Source organism: Streptosporangium sp. NPDC051023 (assembly GCF_040689595.1).
GTDB lineage: Bacteria > Actinomycetota > Actinomycetes > Streptosporangiales > Streptosporangiaceae > Streptosporangium.
Genome location: NZ_JBFBCE010000001.1, coordinates 209,550 through 229,012, shown reverse-complemented (window position 1 = coordinate 229,012; position 19,463 = coordinate 209,550). Strand labels below are relative to the sequence as shown.

The following is a 19,463-nucleotide window of genomic DNA, read 5'->3' as shown; positions in this document are numbered from 1 at the left end:
GGGGGCGGGTCAGGAGTGGGCTGGGGAGCGTGCGGGGCGTTCGGGGCGTCGGTAGACCAGTTCTCCTTCGCCTGCGGACTCGACCAGCTCGGTGATCAGGTGGTGGTCGGGTGAGAGCTTGCACGCCGGGTCCGTACGGCGCGCATCACCGGTGAGCGCGTACGCCTGGCAGCGGCAGCCGCCGAAGTCGACGTCACGGCGTGAGCAGCTCATGCAGGGATCGCTCATCCAGGCCGTGCCCCGGTAGGCGTCGAAGGCCTGCGATCGCTCCCAGATCCACGCCAGCGAGTGCTCACGGACGTTCGGGAACTCCAGCGGCAGGTCGTAGGCGGCGGGGCAGGGAAGCACGGAGCCGTCGGGACCGACGGTCAGCGAGATCGCCCCCCAGCCGCCCATGCACGGTTTCGGCACGCCGTCGAAGTAGTCGGGGACGACCCAGATCAGCTCGACGCCCTTGACCCGTTCGCGCAGCTGCTCGACGCTCTCCCTGGCGCGGGCGAGCTGGTCTCGGGTGGGCAGCAACGCGCGCCGGTTGCGCAGCGCCCAGCCGTAGAACTGGGTGTTGGCCAGCTCGACGCGCTCGGCGCCCCAGGCGACGGCCAGCTCAACGATTCCCTCGATGGAGTCGAGGTTGCGCCGGTGGAGCACGACGTTGAGGCCAAGCGGCAGCCCGGCCTCGCGGACCAGCTCCGCAGCCCGCTCCTTCGCGGCGAAAGAACGGGTTCCGGCGATGAGGTCGGACGCCGCGGCCGTCGCGTCCTGCACCGAGAGCTGGACGCTGTGCAGCCCCGCCTCGACCAGCTCGGCGAGCCGCGCCTGGTCGAGCCCGACACCGCTGGTCACGAGCTGGGTGTAGATCCCGGCGCGCGCCGCGGCGGCCGTGATCTCCGTCAGGTCGGCGCGGAGCAGCGGCTCGCCGCCCGACAGGTGGGCGTGGACGACCCCGAGGGCGGCCGCCTCCTCCATGACCCGCACCCAGTCGGCGGTGGCCAGTTCGCGGGAACGCGGGATGAGGCCGACCGGGTTCGAGCAGTAGGGGCAGTGCAGCGGGCAGCCGTGCGTGAGTTCGGCAAGCATGGCCCACGGCGGCGCGGGCTCGCCCGCGGCACCACGATCTCCCGGTACGGCGGACCGCTCACCCGCGGTCCCACGACTCCCCGGTACGGCAGACGACTCGCCCGCGGTCCCCGGATCCCCCGATACGGCGGACCGCTCGCCCGCGACCCCGGGAGCACCCGCCGTAACCGGCTCATCCGGGATCACCCGGTCATCCGGCGCGGTCGGCCCACCCGTGCTGGTCGGGTCGCTCATCGCACCCACCCCTCGGCACGCACCTGGCCGAGGAACTCGGCGACGTCGTCGGCGACCGGCGCCCCGGGGAAGCCGTCGCGCAGCTCGCCGACGATCTCCGCCACGGTCCTGGCACCGTCACACAAACGCAGCACGGCCGCGGCCTCGCCCTTCAGCAGCACGATCCGCTCCGGCATGACCAGCAGGTCCGCACCGCGCACCGGGTCGTGCCGCAGGATGATCGCGGGAGCGAGGGCCGGCCGCCATTCGCCGGTCACGACGCCCGTCCCGCTGGAGGCCGTCTCCGCCCCACCGGTCACGACGCCCGTCCCGCCGGGGGCCGTCTCCGCCCCGCCGCTCACGCCTGGTCCACGGCGTCGAGCAGCGCCCACAGCACGTCGCACTTGTAGGAGAGCGCGGCCACGGCCCGCTCCTGCTCCGCCCGTCCGCGCGCCCAGTCGAGGACCAGTTCGAGCGCCTCCCCGCTGTCCTGCCTTCCCTGGCTGATCCTGCCCCTGAAGTACTGCAGCCCGTCCGAGTCGAGCCAGGTGTAGTGCCGTTCGAAGGCGTCGATCCTGGTCCGCATGATGTCGGGTGCGAACAGCTCGGTCAGCGACGCGGCGACGGCCTCGAGGGGCGTTCCCAGCCTGCAGAGGTTCACATATCCCTCGACTGCGAGCCGTACACCGGGCAGGACGCCCTCCCCGGAGAGCAGGTCCTTGCGGTCCAGGCCCGCGGCCTCGCCCAGGCGGAGCCAGCGCTCGATGCCGCCCTCGCCCGCGCGCCTGCCGTCGTGGTCCTGGATGCGGCGGATCCACATGCGGCGCAGTTCGGACGTCTCAAGCTTGGCGAGGATGAGCGCGTCCTTGATCGGGATGTGCCGCTGGTAGTGGAAGCGGTTCAGGATCCACCGGCGGATCTCCTCCGGAGTCAGCTCTCCGGCGTGCATGCGCACGTTGAAGGGGTGGAGGTGGTGGTAACGCGCCTCGGGCACGGCCCGCAGGTGGGCCTCGAACTCGGCGGGTGTCCAGGATTCGGCGTTCAAAGCTCGATCACCATTCCGTCGGCGGCAACCTCGACGCCCAGTTCGGCCAGCCTCTTGTGCTGGGGCGCATCCGGATCGACGAGGGGGTTGGTGTTGTTCAGATGCGTGTAGAGACACCGCCCGGGAAGCCGGGCGAGCCGTTCGGCCGTCGCCTCGATGGGCAGGTGCCCCATCTCGGTCGCGGTGCGGGAGGAGATCCCGGTACGGCGGGGCTCCTCGTCGTCCCAGAAAGTGCCGTCGACGATCACGCAGTCGGCCTCGGCCATGGCCTCCTCGAGCGCGGCGGACCAGACACCGAAGGCGGGGGCGTACAGGCACGTCCCGCCGGTTACCGGGTCGGTGAACCGCAGGGCGACCACCCAGCCGGAGGCGGACGCCTCTGCGGCCGCGTAGCGGGGCCGCTTATCGGAAACCGGGACCGCCTGGACACGCACCCCGCCCGTGAGGGACACGGAGCCGTCCTGCGGCAGGTCGCGCCAGCGGAGGTCGGCGTAGGGGGAGAGCACCTCCTGCAGCCTGAGCCCGCGCGTGAGCGCCTCCCTGACCGTGGCCGTGGCGACGATCTCCAGTTCGTCGGCCTCGCGCAGCCGGGGCAGCCCCAGCGTGTGGTCGAGCTCCGCGTCGGTGAGGATCACGCGCATGACACGCGTCCGCCCGGGACCGGAAACGGGGCCGGAGATGGGGCTGTCAGCGGGATCCTGGGCGTCTGCGCTAACCGGGCCGGAGGCGCTCGGGGAGGCGGCGGGAATGGGACGAAGCCATTCGCACGCCTCGATGTGCTCGGCGATGTCGGGGGTGGCGTTGACGATGTGGTCCTCGACGGCCAGCGACGCGTGGCTCCGCCGCCATCCGGGGTTCGTGCGTGCCCCGGCGCATCCGGGGCACGCACAGTTCCATTGGGGGACGCCACCGCCTGCGGCGGTGCCGAGAATGCGCAGTCGCATGGCGTGAGTCCCCCCTCGCTTACCTGGTCGCCAGGAAGTACGCCGACATCTCCATCGACGCCTCGACGACCTGGTAGCCGGGCTTGTGCCAGGTCGTCTCCTCGCCCCGGCTCTTCACCTGCTTGCCGTGGGTCCGGAGGGGTTGTTTCGCGCTCTGTTCCTTGGATTCCGCCATGAACGTGCACCCGCCTTCCATGTGACGCGCGGTTTTGGGTCACAACCGTTATGACCCGATATCACCACTTTCGTCAATGGTTTGCAGCAATTACGTCGGACCTATTTCCCGTTATTGGCCACAAATATAATAATCTACCACTTTTGACACATCTTTCATCCGATGAATCTGGGGTGCGCGACGTCGCGTCAATGAAAGCGTCGTGCCCTGAACGCCATGTTCCGGACATCCGTGCCCCAGACATCCATGCCTCAGACATCCATGCCTCAGACATCCGCCTCGGGAGAGCCGTCTCCCGAGCGTCGGCGAGGTCATCCCTCAGGCGTCGGCGAGGCCGTCCCATGGCCGGCGGTCGCCGGCGGCCTCCTGGCCTTCCCTGCAGTGCCTGCGGAAGTCGCACCAGGAGCAGAGCGGACCGGTTCTGGGCGGGAAAAGCTCATCGACCCGGGGCGGAACGGCGGGCGGCCTGCGCTCCGTGCCCGCGGGCTGCGCCGTACGGGAGCCTCTGGGGGCGACGCCCGCCCAGTCCCGGTAGGCGTCGTCGGCCTCGGAGGCCTCGATCGCGATCGCCTCCGCGCGCTCCAGGTGCCGCGAAAGGGACTCGTCGGTGTGTTCCCACTCCACGATCGAGCCGGTCGGCAGGTGGTGGAGCTCGACCCGGTGGCACGGGCGACGCATCACCCGGGACGAGGCGACGGCGTAAACGGCGAGCGCGAGTGAGGAGCGCACGTCATCGGCGGTGAGGGGGCGGCGGCCCGTCTTGTAGTCGACCACGACCAGCTCGTCACCGCGCTGGTCGAGTCGGTCGATGCGCCCCGAGACGGCGATGACGGACGTCCTGGTGGCGACGGTGCGCTCCACGCCGACCGGCTCGTCGGAGGGATCGAGCGAGGCGGTGTATCCGACGACCATCTCACGAGCTCGGTCCCGCCAGGCGGTTGACTGCTCCGCGTCGCGGAACCCCTCGCCGATCCACCCGTTGGCGAGCAGGATCCCCGCCATCGCGGGAGTCCGCCGGTCGTACGGCTCCCGCCACCAGGCCGCCAGCGCGTTGTGCACGCTGACGCCGACGCTGTTGTGCGCCCACGGCGGCCCCTTCTGCGGCGACGGCCGGTCCAGGTAGGTGAACCGGTAGCGCCTCGGGCAGTCCAGCCAGGTGTTCAACCGCGACGGCGTGCACGAGTACAGCCGCCGCGGCATGCCCTCCAGGGGCAGCTGGTCCATAAAAAGGACTACTCGTCGTGGAGGTTGATCCGGATTCCGGCGGCCTTCGTCCCGTCGCTCAGCGGACTCTCGTGCTGCTCGGCCGCACCGCGGGTCAGCGACCCGGAGAGCCATGCGTCGAACTGCGGCTCCAGATCACCGATGGTGCTCTCCTCGCCGTGCGCGGGCAGCACACGGGTGTGGTGCGGCAGGGTGAACAGCCTGCCGCCGATCGCGGTGAGCTGGTCGGCCAGCGCGGGGTACTCTCCACCGATCTTGCCGGGACCGTCGGCCTGCAGGGACTTGCCGGTGAAAACCGCGTCGAGGGCCTCGCAGTACAGCGAGACGCCTCCCTGCGAGACACCGGGGGTCGACAGGACCTCAAGCTGGACGTCCGCGACGCCGAACAGGCCCTCGTCCTCCATGTCGATGTCCGGCCAGGTCTCCGACCAGGTCAGCCGCCACAGCGGCCGGTCCTTCGGGTGGAGCGCGACCACGGCCTCGTCGCGTGCCGCCACCTCGATGGCCGCACCCACATGGTCGGGCAGGCCATGGGTGCAGACGACCGCCAGCACCTCGCGCTCGCCGACCTTCTCCAGGATCCGCTCCGCGTCGCGCGCGGGGTCGATGACGATGACCTCCTCATCGTCACCCAGGATCCAGGTATTGTTCTCGACCTTGTGTTCGACGCCGTCGACATCGACGACGCCCTCGGTCACCACTCGTTCGATACGCGCTGTCACGCTTCCGAACTTTACTGCTTTTATTGGCGACGCTTCGCGTCACCGGGCTGTGCTGATGGCGACGCCTGGCGGCGTCGCGGGCTTGAGCGCTTCCGCGCCGGCGCCAGTCCCCACCACCCAAGGGCGGGACGGGTCCCAGCCCGGACACCGGCGCGTCCACGCCAAACCCAGTCCTGGACAGTGGTGCGCCCATGCCAAAACCAGGACCAGAAATGGGGCTCGTTTTGACTTTTGGGCGTTGGAAGTTCGGGGCGCCGCACTAACCGCCCGCTCCTACCAGGGTGCGGATCGCGGTGATGATGAGCTGTACGGCGAGGGCGGACAGCAGCAGGCCCGAGACGCGGGTGATGAGCTCGACGCCGTTCTCCTTGATCACCCTGATGACGGTGACGGAGAAGCGCATGAACACCCACAGCAGGAGGTGCACGGCCGCGATGGCCAGGGCGAGGGCGAGGATGCCGCCTTCCTTGCGCCCGGCCTGCTGGGCGAAGACGATCGTGGCGACGATCGCGCCCGGCCCGGCGAGCAGCGGGGTGCCGAGCGGGACGAGCGCGACGTTGACGTTGGACTTCACGGCGTTGGCCGGGGGTTCGGTCTCGCCCGTGAGCAGCTGCAGGGCGACCAGCAGGAGCAGCAGGCCACCGGCGATCTGCATGGCCGCGACCTCGACATGCAGGTATCCCAGGATGGCCCTGCCGAAGACGGCGAAGATCACGATGAGACAGAAGGCGACGATGGGAGCCTGCCAGGCGATCCGCCTGCGCTCGCGGGCCGTACGGCCACCGGTGTAGGCGAGGAAGAGCGGGATGATCCCGGGCGGGTCCATGATGACGAACATCGTGACGAACGCCTCGACGAAGAACTGGACGTCGAACACCCGTTTCCCCCGACCCTCAAGTGAGGGGCACACCCGCGTCAGGCCGGACCCCTCTATCGCGCAGAGTAACGATAGCGCCGAATACGGATGTCGTTCGTCGCGCGGAGTCACCGGAGGGGCGGAAGCACTTGGCACGGACGGGCGATCGATGGCGCGGAATCGCCGTCCGAGGGCACGGGCGGCCGACGAACCGCCGCGACGGCCGGCCCGGAGCGCGAACGGATGATCGACGACACGTGACGGCCGCGGCACCGGGCACGGACGGATGACCGAGGACGGCGACGAGCCGGAGTGTCGGGTGCGGGATGCGGGCTACGGGGTGCCGCGCGAGCGGGTCAGGAGCCGTCGTCGCCCAGGCGGGGGGAGAACGCTCCCAGCGGCAGGTCGAAGGCCTGGTTCTCGTCTCGCAGGTCGCGCAGCGAGAGCTCGGCGAGCGTCATCAGGTATCCCGCCTCGGCGGGCCAGATGACCGCCCACAGCCAGTTGCCCAGGGCCTCACCCGCGTAGACAGCCCTGTCGGGCTCCGCGCCGACGCACCACAGCGGGGTTGGGTGGCCCATGATGTCGACCTTGGCGTGCGGCGGCCCCTCGCCGAACCCCTCGCCGGGATCGGTTGCGGGAAGCCCGGCGTATCCGGAGCCGAGCCCCACACCTGGCTCCTCCGCGATGATCAGCATGTCGGCGGGTCCGTGGGTCAGCGATGGGCCGGAGAGCGCGACCACGGTGCCCCTGACGCCGCTGCGCTCGTCCCCCGCCTCGGCGAACCCTGTCACCAGCCAGCCCTGTGGCAGGGGCCACGGCAGCCAGATCGGAACCCTGGCGCTCTTGCCGAGGGCCTCGACCGCGGCGGCGGAGGGGCGTCTTGGCGGCTGCAGCGGCAGGACGTCACCGTGCGGTCCGCACCGCCAGGCGCTCGACCAGGCACTGGGCGGGCGGAGCGGGCCGAAACAGCGCGGGCAGATGGGCTCGGCTCTCACGCCTACCCACGGTGCTTTGTTCGTGCCCCGTTCGTCAAGGGCGCTTCTCGTTATGCAGCCGTAATCTTGTTCATGTGCGCGTAAATTGTGTCGGAGCGATAGTCCGTGACCATGTCGGGCGGATGCTCCTCATCCGGCGTGGCCGCCCGCCGGGCCAGGGCCTGTGGTCCATTCCCGGCGGCCGGGTCGAGCCGGGCGAGTCGGACGCCGAGGCACTGGTCCGCGAGGTGCTCGAGGAGACGGGGCTGACGGTCACGCCCCGCGGCCTCGCGGGCGTGGTCGACCGCCCCGGCCCCGGCGGCGTCGTCTACGAGATCCGCGACTATCTCGCCGAGGTCTCCGGCGGCACGCTCGCCGCCGGAGACGATGCCGCGGACGCGGGCTGGTTCTCCGAGGAGGATCTCGGCCGGCTGCCGCTGTCTCCGGGTCTCCTCGACGCCCTCGCCACGTGGGAGGTCATCGGGAGGCCGTCAGGGTCGAGCGCCACAGGGTGAGGTGGTCGCTGTTGTAGGTGGTCGACCGCCCCAGGGCGAGGACCTGGTCGCCGGAGACCGCGACCGCGCTGAGCCGCTGGGCGCCCTCCCCGCCCAGGCTGCCCTCGGTCGGGGTGTGGCTCTGCCATTTCAGCCCGTCCTCCGAGGTCCACGCGACGCTGTCGCCCTCGCCGGGGACGCCCTGCCAGCCGACGGCGACCACACCCTCCGCCGTCGCCGCCAGATCCTGTACGGCCGCCGCCTGGTCCGCGGACAGCCAGGAGAACTCCCATGAGGAGCCGTTGTCCTCGGACACCGCCCCGAAGGCCCGCTGCCCTTCCGCGGTGGTGGCCGTACCCGCGGCGACGATGCTGGTGCCGTGTGAGACCACGTGCCGCAGCCCGGCGGACGTCGCCCCTGAGGGCAGGACGGGCTTGCGCGCGACCCAGTTGATCCCGTCGGCGGACACCCAGACCACGCCGGTCTCGTGCTCGGTCGTCCCCATGCCGCCGACGGCGACGTATCCGGACGAGGTGGTGGAGACGTCGTAGAGGCGCACCCCGCCGCCTCCCGCGGGGAGTTTCGTCGCCCGGGTGTAGCGCTTGAGGTCGGAGGTGAACCACAGGACCGGGACGGTGCCTGACGGGCCCCGGTCCTCACCGGCCAGGACGTAACCCGCCGGGCCCGCCGTGACCGCGTGTGGCGCGAGGAAGTCGTGCTCAGCCCCGGGGGCGAGGGGGCCCGTCGCCGGAACCCGGCGCCAGTTCCTGCCGTCGGCCGAGGTGACGAGCAGCGGCCCCGTCGACGAGGCGTCGGTCATGGTGCTGCCGACGGCCAGCCAGCCCCGCTTGCTCTGTGCGACGTCGCTGAGGGCCTGCCGCCACGAGCCTCCGAGGGCCTGCTCGGGACCGCCGGCCTTCCAGTTCTGGCCGTCCGCGCTGGTCCAGATGCCCGCGTCGCCGGAGACCGCGCCGACGGCGACGAACCCGCCGCCGCCCGAGGCCACCCTGGCCGTGTCGCGGGCGGCCCTGGCGAGGCCGTCGATCCGGTCGAGTGCGACCGGCCTGGCCTGGCCTCCCTCGGGGGCGGTGATGAGGACCAGGCGGTTGTCCACGTCGGCGGCGCGCTCGTCCCCGCCGACGACGAGTGTGCCGTCATCGGAGATGGCCAGGGCCCGCAGCGAGCCCGGCACATCGCCGAGGTCGGTGGTCTTGCGCCAGTCGCGGCCGTCGTCGCTGGTGTACACGGCGTAGCGCTCGAAGCCGGACTCGGCGACCGCGGCGACTCCCGCGCCTGAGGAGGCCAGCCGCCTGACCCCTGAACCCTCACGGGCCAGGCCGGTGATGGCGCCGCACCGGCTCCAGTCGACGCCCTCGGTGGAGCAGTAGACGTCGACGTCGCCCTTCTCGCTGCGCTGCTGGGTCGGGACGAGCACGAACCCGCCCGAGGCGACCGCCAGCGCGCCCGCCTCGGGCATGACACCCGCGGGCGCGGGACCGGCCCGCAGCCAGGTTCTGCCCCCGTCCGCGGAACGCAGGACGACGGAGGCGGACCCGCCCTGGGGGGGATCGCCGAGCGCGACCACGGAGTCACCCTTGGCGACGACCGCCTTGAGTCCCCTGACCTTGTCCGGCGTGCCGATCTTCCCGGTCTCGACCCGCTCCCAGCTCTGCCCGTCCGGCGAGATCCAGGCGACGGCCCCGACGGTGCCGTCCTGGAGCACGGTCGTGCCGACCGCGACGAAGCCGGAGGAGGTCCTGGCCAGGTCCATGATCTTGTCGCCGCTCGCGAACGCGCTGAGCTTGCCCGGGTCGACGGCGGCCCAGGTGTAGCCGTCCGAGCTGGTCCACAGGCCCCGCCCTGCGCCGAGGAGGTCGTTGCCCGCGGCCAGCCAGAGGCCGTCGCCGCCCGCGACCCTGCCGACCGTGGTCGGCCCGTTCTCGTAGCCCGCCGGGCCGGTCACCTTGCCCAGTTGCCAGCTTGTCCCGCCGTCCGGGGAGACCAGGAACAGCGGCCTCGGGACCGGGCTGGTGGTGTCGCTGCCGACGGCCACCATGAAGGAGCCGACGGAGGCCACCGCGTTGAGCACCTGGCTTGACCCGTTGCCGCCGACGTTCGACGGCGGTACGAAGTTCGCGTCGCCCGAGCGGATCTCGTCTCCGACCAGTTGGAGACCGGTGGTGAACGGGCCGCCCGTCCAGCCCCACAGCGCCAGGCCACCGCCGACCGCGGCGGCGATGACGGCGACCATCACGGCCGGGACCACCAGGCTCCTGCCCCGCCCGCGCTTCGTCGGGCTCGAGCGGCGCAGCGCGGAGGGCGCGGTCGTGGAGCGGTGGTGCCGGCCGCCGTTCGTCCCCCGCCTGCCCGGCGGTCCCTCGGCGACCAACAGGTCCGGTCTGGCCGGCCTGCCGCCCGGTGGGCGGCCGACGCGGCGCACCGGCTCGAAGTCGTCGTCCTCCTCGGGTACGGCGAGCTCCTCGAACTCCGGTTCCCACATCGGGGGCTCCGGCTGTACCGGCTGTACCGCCCAGGGGTCCTCCTCGGAAGGCGGGCCCAAGGTCACGAGCGGGTCAGGGGTCACGATCGGGCCCAAGGTCACGAGCGGGTCGGGGGTCGCAAACGGATCCGGCTCGTCCGGCGGGGGCGGGGTCGCGGGCCTGCGCGGCGGTCCCGAGGCGACCAGCACGTCGGGCCGGTCCCCGCGCCTGCGTCTCCCCGGCTCACGCGGAGGCTCGGAGGAATCGGCGCGATCATCGTCCTCTGGCCCGTGCGACGGGCCGAGCAGGTCCCCGTAGCCGCCGCCCTCTGACACACGCGGCTCGTGGAAGCGGCCCCCGCGGTCGTCCTCGTGCGAGGCGTACGAGGGTCCGAGAAGGTCTCCGTAGTCGCCGTCGCCCGGCTCACGCGGCTCGCCGGGGCGCTCTCCGCGTCCCGCGTTCCCCGGGTCGCGCGGCGGCCCTGAGGCGACCAGCACGTCGGGCCGCTCGGCCCGCCTCCTGCGGCGCCCCTGCCCGGCGTCGGCCTCCTCTGGCCCGCCGGAGGAGGCGCGCTCCTGCCCGGCGGGCAGGTCGGCGCCGGAGGGTCCGAAGGGAGCGGACCGCGAGACGGGATCGGTCTGGGGGTGGCCCGTCGGGGACGCGTACGGCTGGGTGTGGGCACGACGGCGCTCGCCGCCCAGGCCCTCAGGGCGGGCTCTGGGATGCTCCTCGTCGTCCGGCGTCGGGGCGGCGAACGGGGGCAGCATCCACGGGGAGGCCGGCGGAAACCCTCGGTGGCCGCTGTCAGAGGGGCCTGGTGGGGAGTGCTGGATCGTCGGCGGGGAGCCCTGTCGGCGGGGGGATCCGCCCTCGTGCGTCCCGTCGTCGTGGACACCGTCGTCGTCCGCCGGCCACTCTCGCGAGCGCGGGTCGTGGGGGCCCGGGGCCACGCTCAGCACCTCCTCGCAGGAAGCCCGTTCAGCCCGGAGTCAGCACCCCGGACCGTTCCAGTCGTCTCCGTGACACTCTGCCGCGCCGTCGTATGGCAACGGCAAATCGCACGTGACCTTATTACTACCCCGTTCCGCCGAAATGATCACCTCCGTCGGCCGGACGGCGGGGTTCCAGCCGTACGCATCCAGAGCAACACGTTAGAGCCGCGATGACGAGACCTCTCTAGTCAGATTTATCTGCGAAGCGCCGGAATTATCACCGTTTGTGGCTTTAATTCCGAGATCTCTGACCGCGAAAAACATCCGGCTCCTCAAGCCGCCCCATATGCGGATTAGTTCACAGACCCGCGCGGCCCGGCGGGATAGACCTGACGCGGGGACCACCGGAACCCGACACAGGAACCACCACCCCGGGGAGCGAACGATGAAACGACTGGGGCCCGTCCACACGCTGACGGCGGGAGCGGTCATGGCCCTCGCGCTCGCCGCGCTGAGTGTCGCCACCTCACCGGCGGCCACAGACACGCGGGCGCAGACCGCCTCCGCCCCGAGGTCCGGGGCGGCCTCGGTGGCGTCCACCGCCCCGGAGACGGCCTCCAAGACGGCCTCGGAAGGCCCCGACCCCGCGTCGGCCCCGACGGCCTCCACGGCGCCCGAGGCCACGGAGAGCGCCGCGCCGACCCCCGTGAGGGCCGACTACGCGGGACGGGTCAAGGGCAACGGCGGCCTGATCGCCGTCTCGATCCGTGAGGGGAAGGCGATCGCCTACTTCTGCGACGGCAGGGTCGAGGCCTGGCTCAAGGGCAGGGCCGAGAACGGCGGGGTCACCCTGACCGGTCCCCACGCGGCCTCCGTGACCGCGGTGCTCCGCGGCGGCAGCGCCCTGGGGCGGCTGGAGATCGGCGGCAGGGAGTGGAACTTCACCGCCCCGACCGTGCGCAGGCCCTCGGGGCTCTACCGGGCGAGCGCGGTCGTCCGCGGCGCAAGCGTCAAAGCGGGCTGGATCTACCTGGACGACGGCAGCCGGGTCGGCCTGACCCTCGTGGACGGCAGGCCCGCCGACGTGCCGATCCCCCCACCCGGCGGGAAGGCGACCGTCGACGGCCAGCCGATCGTCCCGCGGAGCGTCGACGAGTTCATGGGAGAAATGTGATGAACGACACACAGGCCATGCGGAGGGTCACCCCCGCCGCGCTGCTCACGCCACTCGCCGTCGGCGCCCTGGTCGCGGTCGGGCTCGGCGTGTACGGACGCCTCCACGCGCCCGCGGGCTACGCGGTCGGCGTCGCCGGGTTCTCCGGGGCACTGGCCATGAAGACCTGGCTCACCACGGGTGCGGTCGTGCTGGGGCTGTTCCAGGCAGCCTCGGCTCTGGTGATGTGGGGCCGCGTCAAACTGGACGTGCCGTGGATCGGCGCGGCGCACCGCTGGTCGGGGCGGATCGCCTTCCTGCTGACGATCCCGGTCGCCTTCCACTGCCTGTACGCCCTGGGCATCGGCTACGACACGCCCCGCGTGCTGGTCCACTCACTGCTCGGCTGCTTCTTCTACGGGGTGTTCACCGCGAAGATGCTGGCGCTGCCGCGGCGCGGGCTGCCCGCCCTGGCACTCCCCCTGCTCGGCGGCCTGGCGTTCACCGCGCTCACCGGGCTCTGGCTGACCTCCGCACTGTGGTTCCTCACCACGGTCGGGGTCACGCTTTAAGCTCGCGTCGGGCGGACGAGGAGGCGTCGACCGCCCGGGGTGGCGGACCGCGTGGCGGACGGAGGAAGGGTCACGCGGTCGGCGGGGTGAAGGCGGTGGTGCGCGCCAGGCCCGCCGCCCTGCCCTTCGCCGTCACGACGAGCGCCATCTTGCGCGACGCCTCGTCGATCATCTCGTCGCCGAGCATGACCGCGCCGCGCCTTTCGACCGTCGTGTAGTACTCGTAGGCGTCGAGGATCAGCTCGGCGCGGTCGTAGTCCTCCTGGGACGGCGAGAACACCTCGTTCGCGGCCTCGACCTGGGTCGGGTGGAGCACCCACTTGCCGTCGAACCCGAGCGCCGCGGACCGCGCGGCGACCCGGCGGTAGCCGTCCAGATCCTTGATCGCGAGGTAGGGGCCGTCGATGGCCTGCAGGTCGTGCGTGCGGGCGGCCATCAGGATGCGCATCAGGATGTAGTGGTAGGCGTCGCCCTCTGTGTAGCCGGGGGGCTGCTCACCGACCACCAGGGTCCGCATGTTGATCGACGCCATGAAGTCGGCGGGGCCGAAGACCAGCGTCTCGAGGCGCCTGGACGAGCCGCCGATGGCGTCCACGTTTACCAGGCCCCTGGCGTTCTCGATCTGCGCCTCGATGCCGATCCCGCCGACCTCGAGGCCGTTGGCCCGCTCGATCTGGGTGAGCAGCGTGTCCAGCCAGACCACCTGGACCGGATCCTCGACCTTGGGCAGCATCAGGCAGTCGACGAACTCCCCCGCGCCCTCGACGACCTCGATGACGTCCCGGTAGGTCCACTGCGTGCTCAGGTCGTTGACGCGCACGACCCTGGTCTTGCCCGACCAGTCGCCCTCGCGGAGGGCGGCGACGACGTTCTTGCGCGCGCTCTCCTTGGCGAGCGGCGCGACGGAGTCCTCAAGGTCGAGGAAGACCTCGTCGGCGGGCAGGCCCTGGGCCTTCTCAAGGAAGCGGGGGTTGCTGCCGGGCACCGCCAGGCACGAACGTCGCGAGCGCATGGCCTCACGGTAGCGGCCGGTCGGGCGAGCACGGCAGACCGGGTCTTTCTATGGCGGCCACGCGGATTCTCTTTCCTCGCGTCCCTCGCACGGGCCGCCCGCGGAGAGGGGGAACCGGACTCCGGTACCGCTCCCGTTCCCTGTCCCGCGAGGGCGCAGGCCGTACATTCGTCACATGGGTGTGATCGAGGAGGGCGCCAAGAAGTCGGGGGTCCTGTGGCTGTCCCTGGACCGGCCCCGGCTTGCCTGGCACGTGTGGCACGACGGCGCGATCTATCTGGTCACCGGCGGAGGTGAGCAGGAGCTGCCCCGCCTGGCCGAGGAGAGCGAGGTTCAGGTGACGCTCAGGAGCAAGGACAACGGCGCCCGGCTGATCACCTTCGAGGCCTCCGTCGAGGTGGTCGACCAGGCGACGGCCACGGAGGCGGTGGCCGCGCTGGCGAAGGAGCGGCTCAACGCCGTCGACGGCGCCGGCCTGACGGCGCGCTGGGCCGCCCGCTCGACGGTGATACGGCTCACGCCGCGCGAACCCGCCTCCTGACGTCCTCCCTGCCCCAGAGGTCGGGATTCCGAAGGGCGGGGCATCATGCCGGAGGAGCGCGGTGGGCCCCTATGAGCCCCTATGAGCTCCCGTGCGGCCTCTGTGGACCCGTACGGCTACGCGACCCCGACCGGCTCCCTGACGGCCTCCGCGACGGGCTCAGGCAGGTCCGAGGTGGCCCGCTGGGCCAGGTAGGCGCCGCACAGGACGATGAGACCGCCGATGATCTGGAAGGGGCCGAGCGTCTCGCCGACCAGGATCCAGGCGATCACCGCTCCGGCGATGACCTCCAGTGAGGCGACCGTCGAGCCGATGGCGGCCGACAGGCGGCGGACCGCGGTGACGCCGAGGATGTAGGCGGTGACCGTGGCGATGAGGATCATCCACAGCGCGGCGGCCAGCGCGGGCAGGGCGGGACCGCCCGCGGGCGCGACGGTCCTGGTGAAGGCCTCCCAGGGGATGTTCCACGGCTGGGAGATCGGCACGAGCACCGCCGCCGCGCCGACCAGGCCCCACCCGATCAGGCCGAGCGGGTCGACGTCATCGCCGAAGCCATCACTGAGCAGGAAGTATCCGGTGCTGCACGCCGCCGCCCCGAAGGCGAGCAGCAGGCCGAAGGGGTCGAGGGCGAGACCCGACCACGCCTCGACCACGATGCCGAGGCCGGCCACCGCGACCACGGCGCCGACGAAGGCCGCGCGCGGCAGCCGTACCCGGCGGACGAAGCGCACCCAGAGCACGACCAGGACCGGCGAGGTGAACTCGATGAGCAGGGTGACGCCGACCGGCAGCCTGGTGATCGCCGCGAAGTACAGCGCCTGCACCCCGGCCACCGCGACGACCGCGTAGGCCAGGAAGAACGGCAGCCGTGAGCGCGGGATGCGCAGCGCGCCCGGCCTGACGGCCGCGAGGACTCCGACGAGCAGCAGCCCCGCTCCGGCCATCCGCACCCAGACGGCCTCGAGCGGGGTCAGCCCCGCGGCGCCGAGGTATTTGGCCATCGGGCCGGAGAACGCGAAACACCAGGACGACGCGAAGGCGATCAGCAGACCGTCACGTCTCATGAGCCACCATCCATGTAACTACCGTTAGTACCTTTTGATACTGTCACGGCAGGTGTGTGAGCGGCAAGGGGACGTCCGAAATGTGAGCGAGCCTTGAACCGGCGAACCGGTGACGCGACCTACGCTGCACATGTGAAGATCTTCATCGCGCGGCTCGCCGGTACCCCGGTCTTCGACCCGGCCGGGGACCAGATCGGGCGAGTGAGGGACGTGGTGGTGGCGATCGCGGGCCCTTCGCCGCCACGCGTGCACGGCCTGGTCGTCGAGGTGCAGCCCCGGCGGCGGGTCTTCCTGCCGATCACCAGGGTGCGCGGCATCGAGGCGGGCTCCGTCGTCTTCAGCGGGCAGATCAACGTGCGGCGCTTCGAGCGGCGGACCACGGAGAACCTCGTCATCGGCGAGATGCTCGACCTGGAGGTGCAGGTCGAGGGCGAGCGCATGACAGTCCTGGACCTGGCCATGGAACAGACCAGGCGCACCGAGTGGCTGGTCACCAAGGTGGCGGTCGTCAGAACGGGACAGGGGCTGGGCCTACGGCGGCGCGGCCCGACCAGGATCGTGGATTGGGCCGAGGTCAGCGGCTTCAGCGCGGTGCAGAAGGACCAGGGCGCCTCCAGCCTACTGATCGCCTTCGAGACGATGCGCGCGGCCGACCTGGCCAGCGCCCTGCACGAGCTGCCGGACAAGCGGCGCGCCGAGGTCGCGGCCGCCCTCGACGACGTACGGCTCGCCGACGTGCTTGAGGAGCTTCCCGAGCGCGACCAGATCGGTGTCCTGAGCAGGCTCACCCCGGAGCGCGCCGCGGACGTGCTTGAGGAGATGGACCCCGACGACGCGGCCGACCTGCTACAGGACCTCCCTCCGGAACAGGCGGAGGCGCTGATGGCGCTGATGGAGCCCGAGGAGGCCGCGCCGATCCGGCGGCTGCTGATCTACCCGGAGAACACGGCGGGCGGCATGATGACGAGCGAGCCCGTGGTGCTCCCGCCGAACGCGACCGTCGCCGAGGCGCTCGCCCATATCCGCCAACGAGAGATCACGCCCTCGGTCGCCGCGCAGGTCTACGTGGCCAGGCCGCCCATCGAGACCCCGACAGGCCGCTTCCTGGGCCTGGCACACTTTCAGCGGCTGCTGCGCGAGCCCCCCTCGACCCTGATCGGCGGGGTCATGGACACCTCGCTCGACCCGATCAGGCCCGAGTTCACCCTGAACCAGGTGACTTCCTACCTGGCCACCTACAACCTGATGGCGGCACCCGTGGTCGACGAGCTCGGCCGCCTGGTCGGCGCCGTCACCGTGGACGACGTGCTCGATCACCTGCTGCCCGAAGACTGGCGGGAGCGGGACCATGAACCAGGAGCTGAGCATGGCTGACCGGCTCGACCAGCCCAGGGAACAGGGCCTGCGCCTGCGCCCGCACTACGACCCCGAGGCCTTCGGACAGCTGTCGGAGCGGATCGCCCGCTTCCTCGGCACCGCCAGATTCCTGGTTTACATGACCGTCTTCGTGGCGATCTGGGTGCTGTGGAACGCCTTCGCGCTGGCGGCCGGGAGATTCGACCCCTACCCGTTCATCTTCCTCACGCTGATGCTCTCGCTCCAGGCGTCGTACGCCGCGCCGCTGATCCTGCTCGCCCAGAACCGGCAGGACGACCGGGACCGGATCCAGAACGAACTCGACCGCGCGGCGGCCGAGCGCACCCAGGCCGACCTGGAGTATCTGACCCGGGAGATCGCGGCCCTGCGCATCGCGCTCGGCGAGGTGGCGACCCGCGACTACGTCCGCTCCGAGCTCCAGCGCCTGCAGGAGGACCTCCAGGAGACCTACACCCCCGCAACGCCGCCAGGCGTCGCAAAAACCTAAGGGAAGAGCTTGTTCAGCGTCGAGGCGCACCGGCGCAGTTCCTCGGGGCCGAGCGTGCCGAGGAACTGGGTGCGGATGCCGCGCAGGTAGGTGGGGGTCGCCTCGGCGAGCCGTACGGCACCGCCCTCCGTGAGGACCGCGAACAGGCCGCGCGCGTCGCTGTGGCAGATCTCGCGCTCGACCAGGCCCTCACGCTGCAGGCGGTCGACCAGCCGGGTCAGCCCGCTGCGGGAGAGCAGGACCCGCTCGGCCAGGTCGTTCATGCGCAGGCGACGCTCCGGCGACTCGGACAACTGCGTGAGCACGTCGTAGGAGGCCAGGGCCAGGTCGTGCCCGACCAGCAGCTCGGCCTCCAGAGCCCGGGTGACGCGCACCTGGACGCGTTGCAGCGTCTTCCAGACCGCGAGCTCCTCCGAGCTGATGGTTTCTCCCGACTCGCCCGCCGTCACGGTCACGGAGTAACCTTAGACTGTTGCACGCGCATCTACATAGCGAATTGTCCGGGATCAGACTTCGCTGCCGGATCCTGGAATTCCTCGCATCATCCCCGGGTTCATACCATGGGTCCGTGACTCCTCCGCTCCCAGCCGGGAGCGGTCCCTCACCAGGCCACACGGCGTCGTAGCGGGCGAGCCCTGCCCGCCGGGCGCCTGGACGACAATAGACAAGGAGGGACGGCAACCCCGTCGCCTCACGGTGGCGCCATGTTGCCGACACTTCGATGGCACCTACCCCGGAACTGGTGACGGCCGCGCTGGCGACCGTCAACGACCCTGAGATCCGTCGGCCGATCACCGAACTGGACATGGTCAAGAGCGTCGACATCTCCCCCGAAGGGGTGGTGCGCGTCGGGATCTACCTCACCGTGTCCGGCTGTCCCATGCGAGACACCATCACGCGCGACGTCACCGGCGCGGTCTCCAAGGTCGACGGAGTGACCGGCGTCCAGGTTGAGATGGACGTCATGAGCACCGAGCAGCGCAAGACGCTCCAGACCAAGCTGCGCGGCAACAGAGGCCCCGAGAAGGAGATCCCCTTCGCCCAGGCGGGCTCCCTGACCCGCGTGTTCGCGGTCGCGTCGGGCAAGGGCGGCGTCGGGAAGTCCTCGGTCACGGTCAACCTCGCCGCCGCGATGGCCGCGAGTGGCCTGAAGGTCGGCGTCGTCGACGCCGACATCTACGGCCACAGCGTGCCCCGCATGCTCGGCGTCTCCGAGCGCCCGACCAAGGTCGAGGACATGATCATGCCGCCGATCGCGCATGACATCAAGGTCATCTCGGTCGGCATGTTCAAGCCGGAGGGCAACACCCCAGTCGTGTGGCGCGGCCCGATGCTGGACAGGGCGCTGCACCAGTTCCTCGCCGACGTCTACTGGGGCGACCTCGACGTCCTGCTGATGGACCTGCCCCCCGGCACCGGCGACATCGCGATCTCGGTGGCGCAGCGGATGCCGACGGCCGAGCTCCTCGTGGTGACCACCCCGCAGCAGGCCGCTGCTGAGGTGGCCGAGCGCGCCGGGTCGATCGCCGTGCAGACCCACCAGCAGATCGCGGGCGTCATCGAGAACATGGCCTGGCTGCCGTGCCCACACTGCGACGAGCGGATCGCGGTCTTCGGCGAGGGCGGCGGCCAGACCGTCGCCGACGCGCTGACCCGCACTCTCGGCGCCCGGGTGCCGCTGCTGGGCCAGGTGCCGATCGACATGCGGCTGCGCGAGGGCGGCGACGAGGGCAAGCCCCTCGTGCTCACCGACCCCGACGCCCCGGCCTCCACCGAACTGACCCGCATCGCCGCGGGCCTGAGCAAGAGGTCGAGCAGTCTCAAGGGCATGCAGCTCGGCATCTCCCCGACCCGGGGCCGCTAGATCCTCCTTCCCGCACGTCACTTCCCGCACGTCGTCCCGGCCATCTCAGGGCGACGTGCGGGAGACTTCGACGGGAAGGTGATCGTTCCGGACGGCGACGCGCCCCTCTCAAGCGTCACAAGCGGTGGCGCTCTCCGCCTTCCTGCGGCCTGGCGGGCGTCCACGAGGCCCGGGGCATCTCAGGAAACAGCCGGGAAACAGAGATCGGCGAGGCCCCGGCCGGGTGCCTCACCGATCACATGTGGTTCGCCTCG

General features: G+C 71.2%; 20 protein-coding genes. 7 read left to right on the top strand and 13 right to left on the bottom strand.

Annotated features, from left to right (window positions below; all coding sequences use genetic code 11):
• Positions 1–9: 9 nt before the first annotated feature.
• The 9 genes from pqqE to AB0395_RS01025 form a co-directional block, all read right to left on the bottom strand.
• Positions 10–1,311 carry a pyrroloquinoline quinone biosynthesis protein PqqE gene (pqqE, locus tag AB0395_RS01065; RefSeq protein WP_366275792.1) on the bottom strand — a complete coding sequence of 434 codons (1,302 nt, stop codon included), beginning with the start codon at positions 1,309–1,311 and terminating at the stop codon, positions 10–12.
• On the bottom strand, positions 1,308–1,652 hold the full coding sequence (gene pqqD / locus AB0395_RS01060) for a pyrroloquinoline quinone biosynthesis peptide chaperone PqqD (protein WP_366275791.1): 345 nt from the start codon (positions 1,650–1,652) through the stop codon (positions 1,308–1,310). Before pqqD ends, pqqE begins: the two co-directional genes overlap by 4 nt.
• On the bottom strand, positions 1,649–2,335 hold the full coding sequence (pqqC, locus tag AB0395_RS01055) for a pyrroloquinoline-quinone synthase PqqC (protein ID WP_366275790.1): 687 nt from the start codon (positions 2,333–2,335) through the stop codon (positions 1,649–1,651). The genes pqqD and pqqC overlap by 4 nt, the downstream gene beginning before the upstream one ends.
• Positions 2,332–3,279 (bottom strand): MBL fold metallo-hydrolase, encoded by a 948-nt coding sequence (locus AB0395_RS01050; RefSeq protein ID WP_366275789.1) that lies wholly within the window; start codon positions 3,277–3,279, stop codon positions 2,332–2,334. The genes pqqC and AB0395_RS01050 overlap by 4 nt, the downstream gene beginning before the upstream one ends.
• 19 nt (positions 3,280–3,298) lie before the next feature.
• Positions 3,299–3,454 carry a hypothetical protein gene (locus AB0395_RS01045; protein WP_366275788.1) on the bottom strand — a complete coding sequence of 52 codons (156 nt, stop codon included), beginning with the start codon at positions 3,452–3,454 and terminating at the stop codon, positions 3,299–3,301.
• A gap of 318 nt (positions 3,455–3,772) precedes the next feature.
• Positions 3,773–4,678, bottom strand: coding sequence for a PD-(D/E)XK nuclease family protein (locus AB0395_RS01040; protein WP_366275787.1), 906 nt, complete (start codon positions 4,676–4,678; stop codon positions 3,773–3,775).
• 8 nt (positions 4,679–4,686) lie between these two features.
• A complete protein-coding gene (locus AB0395_RS01035) occupies positions 4,687–5,400 on the bottom strand; it encodes an MBL fold metallo-hydrolase (RefSeq protein ID WP_366275785.1) in 714 nt (237 codons plus the stop codon).
• Between the two features lie 259 nt (positions 5,401–5,659).
• Positions 5,660–6,277 (bottom strand): MarC family protein, encoded by a 618-nt coding sequence (locus AB0395_RS01030; RefSeq protein WP_366275784.1) that lies wholly within the window; start codon positions 6,275–6,277, stop codon positions 5,660–5,662.
• 335 nt (positions 6,278–6,612) lie between these two features.
• Positions 6,613–7,254, bottom strand: coding sequence for a DUF6758 family protein (locus AB0395_RS01025; protein WP_366275783.1), 642 nt, complete (start codon positions 7,252–7,254; stop codon positions 6,613–6,615).
• A gap of 74 nt (positions 7,255–7,328) precedes the next feature.
• On the opposite strand from AB0395_RS01025, the gene AB0395_RS01020 reads away from it, so the two are divergent.
• Positions 7,329–7,748, top strand: a complete 420-nt coding sequence (locus tag AB0395_RS01020) for an NUDIX domain-containing protein (RefSeq protein ID WP_366275782.1) — start codon at positions 7,329–7,331, stop codon at positions 7,746–7,748.
• Here the strand turns inward: AB0395_RS01020 and AB0395_RS01015 are convergent.
• Positions 7,711–11,157 (bottom strand): hypothetical protein, encoded by a 3,447-nt coding sequence (locus AB0395_RS01015; protein WP_366275780.1) that lies wholly within the window; start codon positions 11,155–11,157, stop codon positions 7,711–7,713. The two genes, AB0395_RS01020 and AB0395_RS01015, sit on opposite strands and share 38 nt — an antisense overlap.
• A gap of 427 nt (positions 11,158–11,584) precedes the next feature.
• On the opposite strand from AB0395_RS01015, the gene AB0395_RS01010 reads away from it, so the two are divergent.
• Together AB0395_RS01010 and AB0395_RS01005 are read left to right on the top strand one after the other, a co-directional pair.
• Complete coding sequence (locus AB0395_RS01010) at positions 11,585–12,313, top strand: hypothetical protein (RefSeq protein WP_366275779.1); 729 nt, start codon at positions 11,585–11,587, stop codon at positions 12,311–12,313.
• Positions 12,313–12,864 (top strand): DUF6529 family protein, encoded by a 552-nt coding sequence (locus AB0395_RS01005; protein ID WP_366275778.1) that lies wholly within the window; start codon positions 12,313–12,315, stop codon positions 12,862–12,864. Before AB0395_RS01010 ends, AB0395_RS01005 begins: the two co-directional genes overlap by 1 nt.
• A 70-nt stretch (positions 12,865–12,934) precedes the next feature.
• Here the strand turns inward: AB0395_RS01005 and AB0395_RS01000 are convergent, their stop codons facing one another.
• Positions 12,935–13,876, bottom strand: coding sequence for a CoA ester lyase (locus AB0395_RS01000; RefSeq protein ID WP_366275776.1), 942 nt, complete (start codon positions 13,874–13,876; stop codon positions 12,935–12,937).
• A gap of 175 nt (positions 13,877–14,051) precedes the next feature.
• Here AB0395_RS01000 and AB0395_RS00995 point away from each other — a divergent pair, with 175 nt between their 5' ends.
• Complete coding sequence (locus AB0395_RS00995) at positions 14,052–14,417, top strand: hypothetical protein (RefSeq protein WP_366275775.1); 366 nt, start codon at positions 14,052–14,054, stop codon at positions 14,415–14,417.
• 116 nt (positions 14,418–14,533) lie between these two features.
• Here the strand turns inward: AB0395_RS00995 and AB0395_RS00990 are convergent, their stop codons facing one another.
• Positions 14,534–15,481 carry a DMT family transporter gene (locus AB0395_RS00990; RefSeq protein WP_366275773.1) on the bottom strand — a complete coding sequence of 316 codons (948 nt, stop codon included), beginning with the start codon at positions 15,479–15,481 and terminating at the stop codon, positions 14,534–14,536.
• A gap of 138 nt (positions 15,482–15,619) precedes the next feature.
• On the opposite strand from AB0395_RS00990, the gene AB0395_RS00985 reads away from it, so the two are divergent.
• Both AB0395_RS00985 and AB0395_RS00980 read left to right on the top strand, forming a co-directional pair.
• On the top strand, positions 15,620–16,855 hold the full coding sequence (locus AB0395_RS00985; protein WP_366275900.1) for a CBS domain-containing protein: 1,236 nt from the start codon (positions 15,620–15,622) through the stop codon (positions 16,853–16,855).
• On the top strand, positions 16,848–17,345 hold the full coding sequence (locus tag AB0395_RS00980) for a DUF1003 domain-containing protein (protein WP_366275772.1): 498 nt from the start codon (positions 16,848–16,850) through the stop codon (positions 17,343–17,345). The genes AB0395_RS00985 and AB0395_RS00980 overlap by 8 nt, the downstream gene beginning before the upstream one ends.
• Here the strand turns inward: AB0395_RS00980 and AB0395_RS00975 are convergent.
• Positions 17,342–17,800, bottom strand: coding sequence for a MarR family transcriptional regulator (locus AB0395_RS00975; RefSeq protein WP_366275771.1), 459 nt, complete (start codon positions 17,798–17,800; stop codon positions 17,342–17,344). The genes AB0395_RS00980 and AB0395_RS00975 overlap by 4 nt on opposite strands.
• Before the next feature lie 266 nt (positions 17,801–18,066).
• Here AB0395_RS00975 and AB0395_RS00970 point away from each other — a divergent pair, with 266 nt between their 5' ends.
• Positions 18,067–19,209 (top strand): P-loop NTPase, encoded by a 1,143-nt coding sequence (locus AB0395_RS00970; protein ID WP_366275770.1) that lies wholly within the window; start codon positions 18,067–18,069, stop codon positions 19,207–19,209.
• Positions 19,210–19,463 lie beyond the last annotated feature (254 nt).